This window comes from Aliiroseovarius crassostreae, assembly GCF_049803815.1.
In the GTDB taxonomy this organism is placed as follows: domain Bacteria; phylum Pseudomonadota; class Alphaproteobacteria; order Rhodobacterales; family Rhodobacteraceae; genus Aliiroseovarius; species Aliiroseovarius crassostreae_A.
This window is the reverse complement of sequence record NZ_JBNAGI010000001.1, coordinates 979,980-995,000: the sequence shown is the minus strand read 5'-3', so window position 1 is coordinate 995,000 and position 15,021 is coordinate 979,980. Positions and strand designations below refer to the sequence as shown.

The window sequence follows — 15,021 nt, the reverse complement described above, 5'->3', positions numbered from 1 at the left end:
GGAGCTTTCAGTGAAGCCGGCCTGTGAGGGATCCGGTGGAGAGATCACTAGCGAGAATGATGACATGAGTAGCGACAAAGGGGGTGAGAGACCCCCTCGCCGAAAATCCAAGGGTTCCTGCTTAAAGCTAATCTGAGCAGGGTAAGCCGGCCCCTAAGGCGAGGCCGAAAGGCGTAGCCGATGGGAACCAGGTTAATATTCCTGGGCCAGAAGGAAGTGACGGATCTCGAAGGTTGTTCATCCTTATCGGATTGAATGGGCAGCTTAGAGGTTCCTGGAAATAGCCCTTCATGAGACCGTACCCTAAACCGACACAGGTGGATAGGTAGAGTATACCAAGGCGCTTGAGAGAACGATGTTGAAGGAACTCGGCAAAATACCTCCGTAAGTTCGCGAGAAGGAGGCCCAGTTTCTACGCAAGTATTGACTGGGGGCACAAACCAGGGGGTGGCGACTGTTTACTAAAAACACAGGGCTCTGCGAAGTCGCAAGACGACGTATAGGGTCTGACGCCTGCCCGGTGCCGGAAGGTTAAAAGGAGGAGTGCAAGCTCCGAATTGAAGCCCCGGTAAACGGCGGCCGTAACTATAACGGTCCTAAGGTAGCGAAATTCCTTGTCGGGTAAGTTCCGACCTGCACGAATGGCGTAACGACTTCCCCGCTGTCTCCAACATCGACTCAGCGAAATTGAATTGCCTGTCAAGATGCAGGCTTCCCGCGGTTAGACGGAAAGACCCCGTGCACCTTTACTACAGCTTCGCACTGGCATCAGGCACAACATGTGCAGAATAGGTGGTGGGCTTCGAAGCAGGGACGCCAGTTCCTGTGGAGCCTCCTTTGAGATACCACCCTTGTTCTGCTTGATGTCTAACCGCGGTCCGTTATCCGGATCCGGGACCCTGCGTGGCGGGTAGTTTGACTGGGGCGGTCGCCTCCTAAAGCGTAACGGAGGCGCGCGAAGGTTGGCTCAGAGCGGTCGGAAATCGCTCGTTGAGTGCAATGGCAGAAGCCAGCCTGACTGCGAGACTGACAAGTCGAGCAGAGTCGAAAGACGGCCATAGTGATCCGGTGGTCCCGAGTGGAAGGGCCATCGCTCAACGGATAAAAGGTACGCCGGGGATAACAGGCTGATACTGCCCAAGAGTCCATATCGACGGCAGTGTTTGGCACCTCGATGTCGGCTCATCTCATCCTGGGGCTGGAGCAGGTCCCAAGGGTACGGCTGTTCGCCGTTTAAAGAGGTACGTGAGCTGGGTTTAGAACGTCGTGAGACAGTTCGGTCCCTATCTGCCGTGGGTGTAGGATACTTGAGAGGAGTTGCCCCTAGTACGAGAGGACCGGGGTGAACGATCCACTGGTGGACCAGTTGTCGTGCCAACGGCAGTGCTGGGTAGCTATGATCGGACAGGATAACCGCTGAAGGCATCTAAGCGGGAAGCCCCCCTCAAAACAAGGTATCCCTGAGGACCGAGGTAGACTACCTCGTCGATAGGCCAGAGATGTAAGCGCAGCAATGCGTTCAGTTGACTGGTACTAATGGTCCGATAGGCTTGATTTGATCCAGTAGAAAGCAAACCTACTGACAATCAAAAGCATACACACCATAGTGTACAAACTTGGACTTGGATTTTTACTCGGTTTGGTGGTCATAGCACAAGTGAAACACCCGGTCCCATCCCGAACCCGGCCGTTAAGCACTGTCGCGCCAATGGTACTGCATCTTAAGGTGTGGGAGAGTAGGTCACCGCCAAACCTAGTAAAAATCCAATGTATTCCCTCATAACGATGACAAATACAAAAACGCCGCTTGCAGAATTGCAGGCGGCGTTTGACGTTTGGGGCCACATAGGCCACCCATGCCATCAGGCACCCTCCCCAAAAACGCCCAAATCAAGACAAAACAATACCTTCGCCATATGCTTTTCCTTTCTTTAGGAATGCGGCACACTTGTCGTAATGAAAATGTGTCGAAAAATGACCGGGGATGAGTGCCGTGATTGAGATTGAGCAGACCAAATTGCCAGGTGTCTTGGTAATCACGCCAAAGCGATTTGGGGATGATCGCGGATTTTTCAGCGAAAGCTGGAACAAGGAACGGCTGGCAGAGCATGGATTAACGCTTGAGTTTGTTCAAGACAATCATAGCCTTAGTCGTCAGGTTGGCACGGTGCGTGGGTTGCATTATCAGACGCCGCCGCACGCCCAGGCCAAGCTTGTCCGCTGTGGACGCGGCGCACTTTTGGACGTCGCGGTGGACATTCGCAAGGGATCTCCGACCTACGCGCAATGGGTGGCGGTTGAACTGAACGAGGACAATGGCAAACAATTGTTGGTGCCCGAAGGGTTCGCCCACGGGTTTGTGACGCTTCGGCCCGACACGGAAATCGTCTATAAGTGTACTGACTACTACGCCCCCAATTGTGACCGTGCGATTGCCTTTGATGATCCTGATATTGGCGTGGATTGGGGCATCACGCGTGATACCGCGGTCCTAAGCGACAAGGATGCCGAGGCTCCCAAACTCTCTGATGCGGACACTCCCTTTATCTGGGAGGAGCGCACATGAAATTGCTTGTCACCGGTGGGGCCGGGTTCATTGGGTCTGCAGTTATACGGCTGGCCATGTCACGTGGTCATGAGGTGGTGAACCTCGATGCTCTGACCTATGCGGCCTGCCTCGACAATGTTGCGTCGGTCGCCGATCAGCCCGGGTATACCTTTGAAAAGGCGGATATCCGGGACGCCGAAGCCCTGCATACGGTGTTTGAGAAGCACCAACCGGACGCAGTGATGCATCTGGCCGCGGAAAGCCACGTGGACCGGTCGATCGACGGTCCGGGGGCTTTTATCGAAACCAATGTGAATGGCACCTACAACCTGCTGCAGGCCGCGCGCAGTCTTTGGGATGCCAAGGGCAAGCCGGAGGGTTTCCGGTTCCACCATATCTCGACCGACGAAGTCTATGGCAGTTTGGGGGATGTCGGGCAGTTTACCGAAGACACGCCCTATGCGCCAAACAGTCCCTATTCCGCCTCAAAGGCGGCCTCGGACCATCTGGTGCGCGCTTGGCATGAAACCTATGGGCTGCCGGTGGTCATCACCAATTGTTCGAACAATTACGGGCCATATCACTTCCCGGAAAAGCTGATCCCGGTTGTGATCCTGAACGCTTTGGCGGGCAAGAGTATCCCGGTATATGGCGCGGGATTGAATGTGCGGGACTGGCTATATGTCGAGGACCATGCCGATGCGCTTTTGAAGGTTTTGTCAGAAGGGAAGGTTGGGCGCAGTTATAACATCGGCGGCGAAAACGAGGTGCGCAATATCGACCTGGTGCAGATGATCTGCTCGATCCTCGACGATCTGCGCCCCGGGGCGACGCCTTATGCCGACCTGATCACCTATGTCACCGACCGTCCGGGCCATGATTTGCGATACGCAATTGATCCCACCCGGATCCGAACGGAGTTGAAGTGGCGTCCTTCGGTCACCTTGGAAGAAGGGCTGCGGCGCACGGTCCAGTGGTATCTGGACAACCCAGCGTGGTGGCAGGCGCTGCAGTCACGGGATGGGGTTGGGGAACGGTTAGGGGTTGGCAAATGAAGCTCTTGGTCTTTGGAAAAATCGGACAGGTCGCAACCGAGTTGCAACGCCTCGCCGGCGCGGGTCTTCATGTCGAGGCCTTGCCACAAGAGAGGGCCGACCTGACCCAGCCAGAAGAATGTGCCAGCCTGATTGCCCAAACAAATGCAGATGCGGTGATCAATGCCGCCGCCTATACCGCCGTGGACCGCGCGGAAGAGGAAGAGGCGCTGGCGATGCTGATCAACGCCACGGCCCCAGAGGCCATGGCACGGGCCTGTGCAGACAAGGGCGTGCCATTCCTGCATATCTCGACGGATTACGTGTTCGATGGTTCAGGTGATGCCGCCTGGACGACTCAGGATGCCACGGGGCCGATCAACGCCTATGGGCGCAGCAAACTGGCAGGGGATCAAGCTGTGCTGGCGGCGGGCGGCAACGCGGCGATCCTGCGCACCTCTTGGGTGTTCTCGGCGCATGGCACGAATTTCGTGAAAACCATGTTGCGGCTGGCCGACACGCACGATGCGTTGACCGTGGTTGGCGACCAGATCGGCGGGCCGACCCCGGCGGCAGATATTGCCGCGGCGCTGGTTTCGATGGCGCGGGCGATGGTGGACGGCCAGCAAGGTGGTCTGTATCACTTTTCGGGTCAGCCCGCAGCAAGCTGGGCCAATTTCGCGCGCGAGATTTTCCGGCAGGCAAGCCGGGATGTAACCGTCACCGATATTCCGACCGACGCCTATCCGACCCCTGCGAAACGTCCCCTGAATTCGCGACTGGATTGCAGCAAGCTTGAAGAGGACTTTGGAATTTCGCCCCCAGATTGGACGCGCGGTCTCGCGCAGGTTCTCAACGATTTAAAGCAAGGTTCACGGCTATGAAACAACGCAAGGGTATCATTCTGGCCGGGGGATCGGGCACGCGGCTTTATCCGATCACCATCGGTGTATCGAAACAGCTTTTGCCGATCTATGACAAGCCGATGATCTATTACCCCCTGTCGGTTCTGATGCTGTCGGATATTCGCGAGATCGCGATCATCACCACGCCGCAAGACCAAGATCAGTTTCAGCGCACCCTGGGTGACGGACGCCAATGGGGGCTTGATCTGAGCTATATTGTGCAGCCGAACCCCGATGGCTTGGCACAGGCCTATATTCTGGCGGAAGAGTTTCTGGATGGTGCGCCCAGTGCGATGGTCCTGGGGGACAATATCTTCTTCGGTCATGGCTTCCCCGACATCCTGTCTGCCGCCAATGACGCCCCCGGCGGGACCGTGTTCGGATATCGCGTGCAGGATCCTCAGCGCTATGGCGTGGTTGATTTTGATGCGGATGGGACGGTGAAGGCCATCATCGAAAAACCAGCCGTGCCCCCATCGCCCTTTGCGGTGACCGGACTTTATTTCCTGGATGAAACGGCGTCTGAACGCGCCAAGGCCGTGAAACCTTCTGAACGGGGAGAGTTGGAAATCACCTCGCTTCTGGAGATGTATCTGGCGGATGGGCAACTGAATGTGCAGCAGATGGGGCGTGGATTTGCCTGGCTGGATACGGGCACCCATGCGAGCCTTCTGGATGCTGGAAATTTTGTGCGCACCCTCAGTGAACGCCAGGGCCAGCAGGTTGGCAGCCCCGAGGAAATCGCCTGGAGCAAGGGTTGGATTTCTAGCGAGGATCTGCGTGCGCGGGCCGAGGCATTTGGCAAAAACGGCTATGGGGCTTACCTGCACCGATTGACGGAAGACGGCTAACCGCTGCGGTTGCAGATCAACCGGGACCGTCAATGGTTCAATTGGCGTCGCCGCTTGCCCCTTGCATCGCGTTGATGGCGTTTTCCATTGCCGTGTTCAGCGAAACGCGCAGCTGGTCCACAAAGGTCACATACTGATCAAGCGGTGCCTTCACCCCGGGGATCATGTCGGCGATCGCGGGGGCATAGGCGTAAAGCGCCAAAAGCAGCAGGGCAAGGACAACCACCATCAAAAACCCGCGGCGGAACCCGCCACCGGATGAGGGGGCCTCTTCGGTTTCTGCAATGGCTTCGTCTTTGCTCAGATCCGAATGGGACGCATCGAGTGTAGAATTGATTTCCTCGATATCCGGCAAAAGGTCTTTGCCGCGCCCCTGAGGCAGCGCTTCGGTTGCTTCAAATTCATCATCCGCCCCGCGCAGGCGCGCCATGCGTTCCCGAATGGATTGGCGCTGTGCTTCGTCAGGGTCAACATCCTCCAGGCCCATCTCGGTCTGGGTTTCCAGTTGCTCCTGTTCCGTCTGCCGGGCGTCCAGCTCGCGTTGCGCCTCTTCCTGCAATATTGATTTTACACCGGGATCCATTTCGCGCTGCGGCAGGGAAGCCGCAGGGGCAGCAGAAGGGGTGTCCGATGGGGCATCGGTGTCCGTGGGGGGCTCTTCAACTGTGTCTGAGGGCGTGGCTGATTCTGCCGGCGTTTCGGACGTATCCGAAGTGGGGTGTGCCTCTGGCTCTGTGTTCTCGACGCCCGGGGTTGCCGGGCCACGTTGGAACCAGGCATGACCACAGGCCGAACATTGCACGTCGCGCCCGTTTTCAGGCATGACACGGTCATCAACCTCGTATTGCGCACCGCAATTGGGGCAAACCAAACGCATTTTCTCACCCGTTCCCCCGCCGCATTGGACGGTACACCTGCCATTTTCATATGTAATATGGGCAAGATAGACCTGAAAACCAAACCAAGGCAATCATTTCATTGAAACAATTCGTCGCGTGGGGCAAAACTGTCGCCATATCAGGCAGGGGTAAATCGTGATTGAGCTGGCGCAGGTATCTTACGGATATGGGACAGGGACGCTTCTGAACGACATGTCGTTGCAGATGCAGCCGGGGTCTTTTCACTTTCTCACGGGGCCCTCCGGCGCCGGGAAAACCACCTTCCTCAAGCTTTGTTATGGCGAGCTGGTGCCGACCCAGGGCACCACCACCCTGTTTGGCCAGGATACGCGGCACATGAGCCGGGATGACGTGGCGTTGGCGCGGCGCCGGATTGGGGTGGTGCATCAGGACTGCCAATTTCTGGACCATCTGAGCGTGGCAGAGAATATTGCCTTGCCGCTGACCGTTTCGGGTCGTCCCCTGGGGGATCTGCGCGAATTGACCGAGCTTCTGGCCTGGGTCGGGCTGACCAACCAGTCCCAAGCCCGTCCGCCCGAGCTTTCAGGGGGCGAGCGGCAACGGGCGGCCCTTGCCCGCGCGGTGATCATGTCCCCGGACGTGATCTTGGCGGATGAACCCACCGGGAACGTGGATTGGGACATGTCGGTGCGTCTTCTGACCCTGTTGATCGAGCTGAACAAACTGGGCAAGACCGTGGTGATTGCCACCCATGATATGACCCTGATCAGGCAGGCCAAAGCGCAGGTGCAGACACGGGTTCTGCGCATTGCGGGGGGGCAGTTGCAAATGGCTGGGGTGGATCTATGAGCAACCGCGTCTCGCAACTTTTGCAACTTGTGTCGGGGGATGCCCAGGCCGACCGCGTTGTGCCGCCCACCGGGTTTACCGCGCGCCTGACCATTTTTGCGGCGGGCACCATGGCGTTTCTGGCGGTGTTCGCGTTGGCATTGTCGCTGGCCTCGGGTCGGCTGGCGGATCGCTGGGGGAATGCCTTGGCGAAAAGTGCCACGATCCGGATCACCGCCCCAGCGGATCAGGTTGATATTCAGACCCTTGCAGCCATGGAAGTGCTTGCCACCACTGCCGGCGTGAAGGAGGCCCGCCCGTTAAGCGACGAAGAACAGCGCAAGCTGCTGGAGCCGTGGTTCGGGCCGGATCTGCCGCTGGATCGGCTGCCCATCCCGCGCCTGATCGAGGTGGTCGAGGATGAGGAAGGGATTGATCCGGACGGGTTACGCGCCCGCCTGGCAGGCGAGGCACCCGGAGCGGTTCTGGATGATCACAACCGTTGGCGGGAACCTCTTGTGCGGGCGGCTGGGCGGTTGCGCCTGTTGGGGTATGTGGCCATGGGGTTGATCACCGCACTGGCGGGTGTGGTGATCACCCTGGCTGCGTCGGCGGCGCTGTCTGCCAACGAGCAGGTCATCCGGGTGTTGCGCCTTGTGGGCGCACAGGACGGGTATATCGCCCGGGCCTTTGTGCGCCGCTACACGTTGCGCGCGCTTGTGGGCGCAGCAGGGGGGACGGTGCTTGGGATGATTGCAATCCTGCTTTTGCCATCGGCCGGGGATCAGGGCAGCTTTTTGACCGGTCTCGGGTTTCAGGGTGCCCATTGGGCGTGGCCCGTGGTAATCCCGCCGGTGGCGGCCCTGGTTGCCTTTATTGCCACCCGTCAGGCCGCATTGGCCACCTTGCAGGAGAAACGCTGATGCGTCACGCCATCCAATGGGTTCGCTCGCTGTTGTTCATCATCCAAATGTACCTGGTTTTACCGATCATCGGGTTCGGTTTTGTTCCTTTGATCTGGGTGAACAAGAAATATGCGATGGTGGCCATTCACTGCTATTGCAACTGGGTGCGCTGGACCGCGTCCTGGATGGTGGGGCTGAAATCCGAGATTCGCGGGGAAGTGCCGCAGGACGAGGTGATCATCGCGGCCAAGCATCAGAGTTTTTTAGATATTCTTCTGATTGCAAGCGCCCTTCCACGCCCGAAATACATCATGAAAAAGCAGCTGAGATGGGCGCCGGTGATCGGGCTTTATGCAAAATACACCAACTCGATCCCGGTGGATCGCGGGAAACGCGGGGCCGCAATCAAGCAGATGGTTGCAGATGTGACCTCGGGCCGGGTGGAGCCGGGGCAGTTGGTGATCTTTCCGCAAGGCACGCGCGTCGCGGCCGGGGCAGAGAAGCCCTATAAGGTTGGGACCGGGGTCCTCTATAAGGAAACGGGGCAGGCGGTTGTTCCGGCGGCGACCAATGTGGGGGTGTTTTGGAAACGCCACGGGATTATGCGCTATCCGGGCACTGCGGTGGTGGAATTTCTTCCGCGCATCGAGCCAGGCATGAAGATCAAGGAATTCATGGCAGAGATGGAAGACGCGATTGAGACAAGATCCAACGTGTTGATGGAAGAGGCCGGGCTTGACCTGAAAACGGGCAAGCGCATTTTCAAAGAAAACTAGAAAACTAGAAAACTAGAAAACTAGAAAACTAGAAAACTAGAAAACTAGAAAACTAGTTTTCTAAGTTAAAGACGCGAGGTCACACATGAAGACCATCGACACATTGGATGCGCTGGAGGATCTGTACGGCCCGTCCAGCAAGGCTTCGCAGGTCAAAGTCGTGGAGCGACTGACCCCGGCTTATCGCGATTGGATCGCCGCCTCCAGGTTCTGCATCCTCTCGACCGTCGGGCCGGACGGCACAGATGGCAGTCCGCGTGGGGACGACGGCCCGGTGGTCACTGTGCTGGATGATCAACACTTCGCCTTGCCTGATTGGCGCGGCAATAACCGCATCGACAGCCTGCGCAATATCGTGCGTGATCCAAGGGTGTCCGTGATGTTCATGGTGCCCGGTGCGGACATTGTTGTGCGTGTCAACGGCAGGGCCAAGCTGACCACGGACGAGGCGCTGTGCGGGCGGTTTGACCGGGATGGAAACCACCCACGCAGCGTCACAATTGTTCGCGTCGAAGAGGCCTATTTCCAATGCGCTCGTGCGATTGCGCGTGCCCGGCTGTGGCAGGGGGATGATCTGCGAAAAGACTTGCCAACGGCCGGGGATATGTTGCGGGATGCAAGCTCTGGCAGCTATGATGGGGCTGCCTTCGACAAGGACTGGGCAGATCCGATCGCAAAGATTGTCTGGTAATCGCGGGCAAATGGATGTGGCCAGATGACCCCGGTTCTTATGATGGATGTGGACGGCGTAATCATCACGGGTCGGCCCGAAGATGGCGCCCATTGGTCCACCTCGCTGCAACAGGATCTGGGTATTGCGCGGAAGGACCTGATGCAGGCGTTTTTTCGCCCCCATTGGGCGCAGATCGTAACCGGGCATGCCAGGATGATACCCCTGTTGTCACAGGCGCTCCGCGCTCTCGGCAGCGATGTGTCGGCGCAGGAGCTGATGGCCTATTGGTTCGCCAAGGATTCGCGCATGAATGAAGCCTTATTGGAGGCATTGCGACATCTGCGAAAGGAAGGTGTGTCGGTTTGGTTTGCAACCAATCAAGAGCCGCACCGCAGCGCGTATTTGTGGAACGACCTTGGCTTGAACACCTTTGCTGACGGGATGTTGTCATCCGCCGATCTGGGGGTGGCGAAGCCGGAACGCGCTTTTTACAGGGCGGTGGAAGACAGGGTTGGGGCGCGGCCGGATCAGCTGTTCCTGGTCGATGATACGTTAGCAAATGTGGACATGGCCAGAGCGGTCGGTTGGTCGGGCCATCATTGGCAGGCGGGCGACGATCTTGGCGCCCTATGGCGGCACCACCGGGGGAACACTCCATAAAAAAGGGGCCAAACGGCCCCTTTCGTGTCTTTGAGGTTTGGGGCGCTTAGGCCGCCAACCCCTTGGACCCCATCTTCAGGAATTTCTCGCGGCGTTCCTTTTTCAGAGCGTCGCCTTTCATCCGGCCCTTCAGTGCTTTCAGCTCGGCTTCGATCGCCTTGCCGACAGCCTCGATGGTCCCCTGACGGTCACGTTGCGCCCCCCCCATGGGCTCGTTGATGATCGTGTCGATCACGCCCAGGTTCTTCAGATCCTGCGCGGTCAGGCGCAGTGCTTCTGCCGCTTCGCGCATCTTTTCGGCGTCTTTCCACAGGATCGAGGCGCAGCCTTCCGGCGAGATCACCGAATAGACCGAGTGTTCCAGCATCATCACGGTGTTGGCTGTGGCCAGCGCCACGGCACCGCCGGACCCACCTTCGCCGATGATCACGGAAATCACCGGGACATTGGCGTTCAGGCAACGCTCGGTCGACCGGGCAATCGCCTCCGACTGGCCGCGTTCTTCGGCGCCTTTGCCGGGATAGGCACCGGGGGTGTCGACCAGTGCCACAATCGGCAGACCAAACCGGTCGGCCAGATCCATCAGGCGAATGGCCTTGCGATACCCTTCGGGGCGCGCCATGCCGAAATTGCGTTCGATCCGCGATTTGGTGTCGTGACCTTTTTCCTGGCCCATCACCACCACCGGCATGTCACCGATCCGGGCCAAGCCCCCCATCACCGCGTGGTCATCGGCAAAATTGCGGTCGCCGGCCAGCGGCGTGTATTCGGTGAACAGCGCTTCGATATAGTCCTTGCAGTGCGGACGTTCCGGGTGACGCGCCACCTGGCATTTGCGCCAGGCGGTCAGGTTTTCATAAAGCTCTTTCAGCAGCGTGTCGGCCTTGGCGTCCAGCGCGGCGGCCTCGCCTTCCACATCCATCTCTTCATTGGCCCGGCCCATGGCGCGCAGTTCTTCTGCCTTGCCTTCGATTTCTGCCAGCGGTTTTTCAAATTCGAGATAATGTTTCATGGCCACGCCTGATTGATACCTGTTTTCAGCTATATGACGCTTGGGAAGCGGCATTGCAACGGGTGCCCCCTGAAAACCGGTGCTGACCGGTGTCAAATCGGGTGCAGTTCGGCAAGATTTATGCACTCCTCTTGCGGCATGAACAGGGGGAAAGGTGAAAAGGGCTTCTCAAATGCGATACGAAGATCGTCTGGTGCGGGTGCTGACCTACATCCATGACAACCCCACCGGGGACCTGTCCCTGGATCGATTGGCCGATGTGGCCGCCATGTCGCGGTTCCACTGGCATCGGGTGTTTCACGCGATGACGGGCGAGACCTGTGCCCAGGCCGTGCGCCGGATGCGGCTGCACCGCGCAGCAGGGCATCTGGTGCGTGACACCACGCCGGTGGATCAGATTGCCATCAATTGTGGATATCCCAATCCGCGCAGTTTCTCCCAGGCGTTTCGCGCCTCTTATGGGATGAGCCCCGGTGCCTTTCGCAAAGAGGGGCGCATTTGCGCGCCCGCTCTCCTGCAACCAAACGGAGTGACCCAGATGTTTCCCACTGAAATTCGTGACATGCCCGCTCGCAAACTGATCGGCCTCAGCCACAAAGGGGCCTATATGCTGATTGGAAAGAAGTTTGAAGAAATGGGCGTGATGATTGGCGCGCGCAACCTGTGGCCGCGATGCGGCCCGGTGCTGGGGGTCTATTTCGATGATCCGGCTGCCGTGGCAGAGGACACGTTGCGCAGCTTCGCCGGGGCGGAATGGCATGGGGATGACCTGCCGGACGGGTTTGAAACCGCTGAGATCCCGGGCGGACGCGTGGCGGTGCTGACCTTCAAGGGCCCCTACGCGTCGCTCAAATCCGGCTATGACGCACTTTATGGGGAGTGGTTGCCCAAATCGGGTGAAACCCCGGCCAACAGCCCCTGCTTTGAGATATATCTCAACGACCCGCGCGAGACGCCGCCGGAAGAGCTGTTGACCGAGATCTGCCTGCCCCTGTCTTAAGGATGTGGTGAGGGGCGGTGTGACCCGCCCCCGCCTTGTCATTTCGTGGCGATCTCGATCAGCATTGCAAACTGTTCCGGCGTCAGAACCTCGCGCCAGTGATCTGTACAGTTTGACCGCATCATCACCAGCTTTGTCTCGTTTGCGCCGATTTTTTCGGCCAGCGCCTGACGCTCTTTTACCGGGGCGCCTTTGATAATGGCGGCTTTCATCTCTGCCCGCAGCGCGACAGTTTCATCTTCCAGCGCTTTGCGCTGGGCGGGCATCGAGGCCACCCAGTTTTTCAGATCTTCTTTCTGTGTGGCATCCAGCCCGATCACGTCCTGATTCTTGTTCAAGATACCGGTCAGCATGATCACCGGACGCGACAGGCCGGTTTTGGCGGGTTGGGATTGTTGGGCAGTTGCGGGCAGGGCCATGGCGCAGGCCATCGCAGCAGCAAGGAAAAGCGGTTTCATATGAACCTCGTTTAAACCGAGGCGTCCCTTTGGTGGTTGGATGTAGTCAGCATCCAAGGCCAGCTTATATTCACATTCCCAAAACGGAATGCGACATCTTGCCAATCTGCGATGTCCATAAAAAATGCCCCGTCCAGAAGACGGGGCAAGTGAGGATGTATCTTTACGAAGCTGGATCAGCTGTTTGCGATCAGCTCGGCCTGGGCCACAATCACCTCGGCCTGTTTGATCGACGCGATGTCCACCAGCCGGCCTTTGTAAACGGTGGCACCTTCGCCATTGGCTTTGGCTTGTTCCATCGCGGCGAGGATCTCGCGCGCTTCGTTCACGGCCTCGTCCGACGGGGTGAATACCTCGTTGGCCAGTGCGATTTGTTTCGGGTGAATGGCCCATTTGCCAACCATACCCAAAGTGGCCGAGCGTTTGGCCTGTGCGATATAGCCTTCATCGTCCGAGAAATCACCAAACGGGCCGTCGACCGGCAGGATGCCATGGGTGCGGCAGGCGGCGACAATGGCGGCCTGGGCCCAGTGCCACGGGTCCGACCAGTGCTTTTCGCCTTCGCGCACCATGTAATAGTTTTCCTGCGTGCCGCCGATCCCGGTGGTCTGCATGCCCATCGAGGCGGCAAAATCCGCCGCGCCCAGCGACATCGCCTGCAAACGCGGGCTGGCAGCGGCGATGGCTTCCACATGGGCGATGCCGGCGGCCGATTCGATGATCACTTCGAAACTGATCGGTTTGGCGCGGCTCTTGGCGCGCTCAATTGCGGTGACCAGCGCGTCCACCGCATAGATGTCTTCCGCGCAGCCCACTTTCGGGATCATGATCTGGTCGAGCCGGTCCCCCGCCTGTTCCATCAGGTCCACCACGTCGCGATACCAATAGGGCGTGTCCAGCCCATTGATGCGGACCGAGATGTATTTGTTGCCCCAATCCACAGTGTTGATCGCCTCGATTGCATTGGCGCGGGCCATGTCCTTGTCCGACGGCGCCACCGAATCTTCGAGGTCAATATTGATCACGTCCGCGGCCGACGCGGCCATTTTGGCGAAAAGCTTGGTGTTCGAGGCGGGGCCGAACAACTGGCAACGGTTTGGGCGGGCCGGGGCGGCGGGTTGGATACGGAAGGACATGCATCACCTCTGAGCAATGAAGTTGCGATTTTCTTGGGGCAATCGTTATGAAATTGCGCGCGCATTGGCAAGGTGATTTTGCAGTCGCAGCATTTTGCCGCGTGGCGGGCATCCTACAGCAAGAATCAAGTGAGGTGAAAGAAATTTGCGCGCTTTTCACAATATGCCGGGGAATCTTGTTCAAATGTCGGTCATTGCCGTGCCTTCGCAAGAAAATGCGGCAATGAATCGTGAAAATGCCCGTTGGGGATTACTTAACACCGCGAAGCTTCGCAAAGAGGAAAGGGCCACGGCCATGATCAAAACTCCGTATCTTTTGTTCCTGGGCGATGCGCCCGACCAGCTGGCCGCCAAAGTGGCGATCGGCATTCGCGACTGGCGCCCGGAAAATGCCGTGGGGCAGTTTCGGATGGAAGGCTGTGGGGCGGATCTCGGCCTGACCGACATGACCTTGCAAGAGGCGAAGGCGGCGGGTGCCAAGACGCTGGTGGTGGGCGTGGCAAACCGCGGTGGCGTGATCTCGAAAGAGTGGAAGAAGGTGCTGGTGATGGCGCTGGAGGAAGGGTTTGATCTGGCGTCGGGCCTGCACAACCTTTTGACGGACGAACCTGATCTGGTGGCCGTGGCCGAGGCGACTGGGCAGGAATTGCATGACGTGCGGATCCCCGAAGTGGACTACCCGATTGCCAATGGCAAAAAGCGGACTGGCAAGCGGTGCTTGGCCGTGGGCACCGATTGTTCGGTGGGCAAGATGTATACGGCGCTGTGCATGGATGCGGAAATGCGCAAACGCGGCATGAAATCGACCTTTCGCGCGACCGGTCAGACCGGCATTCTGATCACCGGCGACGGCGTGCCGCTGGACGCGGTGGTGGCTGACTTCATGGCCGGGTCAATCGAATATTTGACCCCGGACAATGACGACGATCACTGGGATCACATCGAAGGGCAGGGATCGCTGTTTCACGTGTCCTATTCGGGCGTGACCATGGCGCTGATTCACGGGGGTCAGCCGGATGCGTTGATCCTGGCACATGAACCGACCCGCGCGCATATGCGCGGACTGCCGGACTACACGCAACCCTCGCTGGAAGCGCTGCGCGATATGGCGCTGGGCCTGGCCAAAGTGGCCAACCCGGATTGCCAGGTTGTGGGTATTTCGGTGAACACTCAGCACATGTCGGACGACGAGGCCAAGGCCTATCTGGCCAAGGTGGAAGCCGATATGGGCCTGCCTGCCACCGATCCGTTCCGCTATGGTGCGGGCAAGCTGGTGGATGCGCTGGCGGCGATCTGATAGGTCATGCCTTGTTGCAAGGCTGGGGGACGCTGTCCCCCAGACCCCCAGGGATATTTCTGACAAGAAAAAGAGGGC

15 protein-coding genes and 2 rRNA genes (1 of these 17 cut by a window edge) are annotated in these 15,021 nt (G+C 58.6%); 13 read left to right on the top strand and 4 right to left on the bottom strand.

Annotated features, from left to right (window positions below; all coding sequences use genetic code 11):
- From ACP15V_RS04975 to rfbA, 6 genes are all read left to right on the top strand, one after another.
- Positions 1–1,558, top strand: a 23S ribosomal RNA gene (locus tag ACP15V_RS04975) (it extends 1,271 nt beyond the left edge of the window).
- A gap of 80 nt (positions 1,559–1,638) precedes the next feature.
- Positions 1,639–1,753: ribosomal RNA gene (gene rrf, locus ACP15V_RS04970) — 5S ribosomal RNA — on the top strand.
- Positions 1,754–1,984: 231 nt separating this feature from the next.
- Positions 1,985–2,566 (top strand): dTDP-4-dehydrorhamnose 3,5-epimerase, encoded by a 582-nt coding sequence (gene rfbC, locus ACP15V_RS04965; protein ID WP_424942561.1) that lies wholly within the window; start codon positions 1,985–1,987, stop codon positions 2,564–2,566.
- Complete coding sequence (gene rfbB, locus ACP15V_RS04960; protein WP_424942560.1) at positions 2,563–3,603, top strand: dTDP-glucose 4,6-dehydratase; 1,041 nt, start codon at positions 2,563–2,565, stop codon at positions 3,601–3,603. Before rfbC ends, rfbB begins: the two co-directional genes overlap by 4 nt.
- Positions 3,600–4,466, top strand: coding sequence for a dTDP-4-dehydrorhamnose reductase (rfbD, locus tag ACP15V_RS04955; RefSeq protein ID WP_424942559.1), 867 nt, complete (start codon positions 3,600–3,602; stop codon positions 4,464–4,466). Before rfbB ends, rfbD begins: the two co-directional genes overlap by 4 nt.
- Positions 4,463–5,338, top strand: coding sequence for a glucose-1-phosphate thymidylyltransferase RfbA (rfbA, locus tag ACP15V_RS04950; protein WP_424942558.1), 876 nt, complete (start codon positions 4,463–4,465; stop codon positions 5,336–5,338). Before rfbD ends, rfbA begins: the two co-directional genes overlap by 4 nt.
- A 37-nt stretch (positions 5,339–5,375) precedes the next feature.
- On the opposite strand, the gene ACP15V_RS04945 is transcribed toward rfbA, so the two are convergent.
- The gene (locus tag ACP15V_RS04945) at positions 5,376–6,215 is read right to left on the bottom strand and encodes a zinc-ribbon domain-containing protein (protein WP_424942557.1); all 840 of its coding nucleotides are present in this window, start codon (positions 6,213–6,215) and stop codon (positions 5,376–5,378) included.
- 157 nt (positions 6,216–6,372) lie between these two features.
- On the opposite strand from ACP15V_RS04945, the gene ACP15V_RS04940 reads away from it, so the two are divergent.
- From ACP15V_RS04940 to ACP15V_RS04920, 5 genes are all read left to right on the top strand, one after another.
- The gene (locus ACP15V_RS04940; protein WP_424942556.1) at positions 6,373–7,047 is read left to right on the top strand and encodes a cell division ATP-binding protein FtsE; all 675 of its coding nucleotides are present in this window, start codon (positions 6,373–6,375) and stop codon (positions 7,045–7,047) included.
- Positions 7,044–7,949, top strand: coding sequence for a cell division protein FtsX (locus ACP15V_RS04935; RefSeq protein ID WP_424942555.1), 906 nt, complete (start codon positions 7,044–7,046; stop codon positions 7,947–7,949). Before ACP15V_RS04940 ends, ACP15V_RS04935 begins: the two co-directional genes overlap by 4 nt.
- Entirely contained in the window at positions 7,949–8,707 is a 759-nt protein-coding gene (locus ACP15V_RS04930) for a lysophospholipid acyltransferase family protein (RefSeq protein WP_424942554.1), read from the top strand. Before ACP15V_RS04935 ends, ACP15V_RS04930 begins: the two co-directional genes overlap by 1 nt.
- An 85-nt stretch (positions 8,708–8,792) precedes the next feature.
- Complete coding sequence (locus tag ACP15V_RS04925; protein ID WP_424942553.1) at positions 8,793–9,398, top strand: pyridoxamine 5'-phosphate oxidase family protein; 606 nt, start codon at positions 8,793–8,795, stop codon at positions 9,396–9,398.
- Between the two features lie 24 nt (positions 9,399–9,422).
- The gene (locus tag ACP15V_RS04920; RefSeq protein ID WP_424942552.1) at positions 9,423–10,040 is read left to right on the top strand and encodes an HAD-IA family hydrolase; all 618 of its coding nucleotides are present in this window, start codon (positions 9,423–9,425) and stop codon (positions 10,038–10,040) included.
- 46 nt (positions 10,041–10,086) lie between these two features.
- Here ACP15V_RS04920 and ACP15V_RS04915 read toward each other — a convergent pair whose 3' ends face one another.
- A complete protein-coding gene (locus ACP15V_RS04915) occupies positions 10,087–11,052 on the bottom strand; it encodes an acetyl-CoA carboxylase carboxyltransferase subunit alpha (RefSeq protein WP_424942551.1) in 966 nt (321 codons plus the stop codon).
- Positions 11,053–11,224: 172 nt separating this feature from the next.
- Here ACP15V_RS04915 and ACP15V_RS04910 point away from each other — a divergent pair, with 172 nt between their 5' ends.
- Positions 11,225–12,052, top strand: coding sequence for an AraC family transcriptional regulator (locus tag ACP15V_RS04910; protein WP_424942550.1), 828 nt, complete (start codon positions 11,225–11,227; stop codon positions 12,050–12,052).
- Between the two features lie 38 nt (positions 12,053–12,090).
- Here the strand turns inward: ACP15V_RS04910 and ACP15V_RS04905 are convergent, their stop codons facing one another.
- Complete coding sequence (locus tag ACP15V_RS04905; protein ID WP_424942549.1) at positions 12,091–12,510, bottom strand: hypothetical protein; 420 nt, start codon at positions 12,508–12,510, stop codon at positions 12,091–12,093.
- A 176-nt stretch (positions 12,511–12,686) separates the two neighbouring features.
- Positions 12,687–13,646: an L-malyl-CoA/beta-methylmalyl-CoA lyase gene (locus ACP15V_RS04900; protein WP_424942548.1), complete on the bottom strand. Its 960-nt coding sequence runs from the start codon at positions 13,644–13,646 to the stop codon at positions 12,687–12,689.
- A gap of 295 nt (positions 13,647–13,941) precedes the next feature.
- Here ACP15V_RS04900 and dgcN point away from each other — a divergent pair, with 295 nt between their 5' ends.
- Positions 13,942–14,943: an N-acetyltransferase DgcN gene (gene dgcN / locus ACP15V_RS04895; protein WP_424942547.1), complete on the top strand. Its 1,002-nt coding sequence runs from the start codon at positions 13,942–13,944 to the stop codon at positions 14,941–14,943.
- Positions 14,944–15,021: the final 78 nt, after the last annotated feature.

What these genes read in the sequence shown, in the direction of transcription:
- ACP15V_RS04920 (WP_424942552.1), top strand. Translation starts at nt 9,423, where the DNA reads ATGACCCCGGTTCTTATGATGGATGTGGACGGCGTAATCATCACGGGT.
- ACP15V_RS04945 (WP_424942557.1), bottom strand. Translation starts at nt 6,215, where the DNA reads ATGCGTTTGGTTTGCCCCAATTGCGGTGCGCAATACGAGGTTGATGAC.
- ACP15V_RS04905 (WP_424942549.1), bottom strand. Translation starts at nt 12,510, where the DNA reads ATGAAACCGCTTTTCCTTGCTGCTGCGATGGCCTGCGCCATGGCCCTG.
- ACP15V_RS04915 (WP_424942551.1), bottom strand. Translation starts at nt 11,052, where the DNA reads ATGAAACATTATCTCGAATTTGAAAAACCGCTGGCAGAAATCGAAGGC.
- ACP15V_RS04900 (WP_424942548.1), bottom strand. Translation starts at nt 13,646, where the DNA reads ATGTCCTTCCGTATCCAACCCGCCGCCCCGGCCCGCCCAAACCGTTGC.
- rfbB (WP_424942560.1), top strand. Translation starts at nt 2,563, where the DNA reads ATGAAATTGCTTGTCACCGGTGGGGCCGGGTTCATTGGGTCTGCAGTT.
- rfbD (WP_424942559.1), top strand. Translation starts at nt 3,600, where the DNA reads ATGAAGCTCTTGGTCTTTGGAAAAATCGGACAGGTCGCAACCGAGTTG.
- ACP15V_RS04910 (WP_424942550.1), top strand. Translation starts at nt 11,225, where the DNA reads ATGCGATACGAAGATCGTCTGGTGCGGGTGCTGACCTACATCCATGAC.
- ACP15V_RS04930 (WP_424942554.1), top strand. Translation starts at nt 7,949, where the DNA reads ATGCGTCACGCCATCCAATGGGTTCGCTCGCTGTTGTTCATCATCCAA.
- rfbA (WP_424942558.1), top strand. Translation starts at nt 4,463, where the DNA reads ATGAAACAACGCAAGGGTATCATTCTGGCCGGGGGATCGGGCACGCGG.
- dgcN (WP_424942547.1), top strand. Translation starts at nt 13,942, where the DNA reads ATGATCAAAACTCCGTATCTTTTGTTCCTGGGCGATGCGCCCGACCAG.
- ACP15V_RS04925 (WP_424942553.1), top strand. Translation starts at nt 8,793, where the DNA reads ATGAAGACCATCGACACATTGGATGCGCTGGAGGATCTGTACGGCCCG.
- rfbC (WP_424942561.1), top strand. Translation starts at nt 1,985, where the DNA reads ATGAGTGCCGTGATTGAGATTGAGCAGACCAAATTGCCAGGTGTCTTG.
- ACP15V_RS04935 (WP_424942555.1), top strand. Translation starts at nt 7,044, where the DNA reads ATGAGCAACCGCGTCTCGCAACTTTTGCAACTTGTGTCGGGGGATGCC.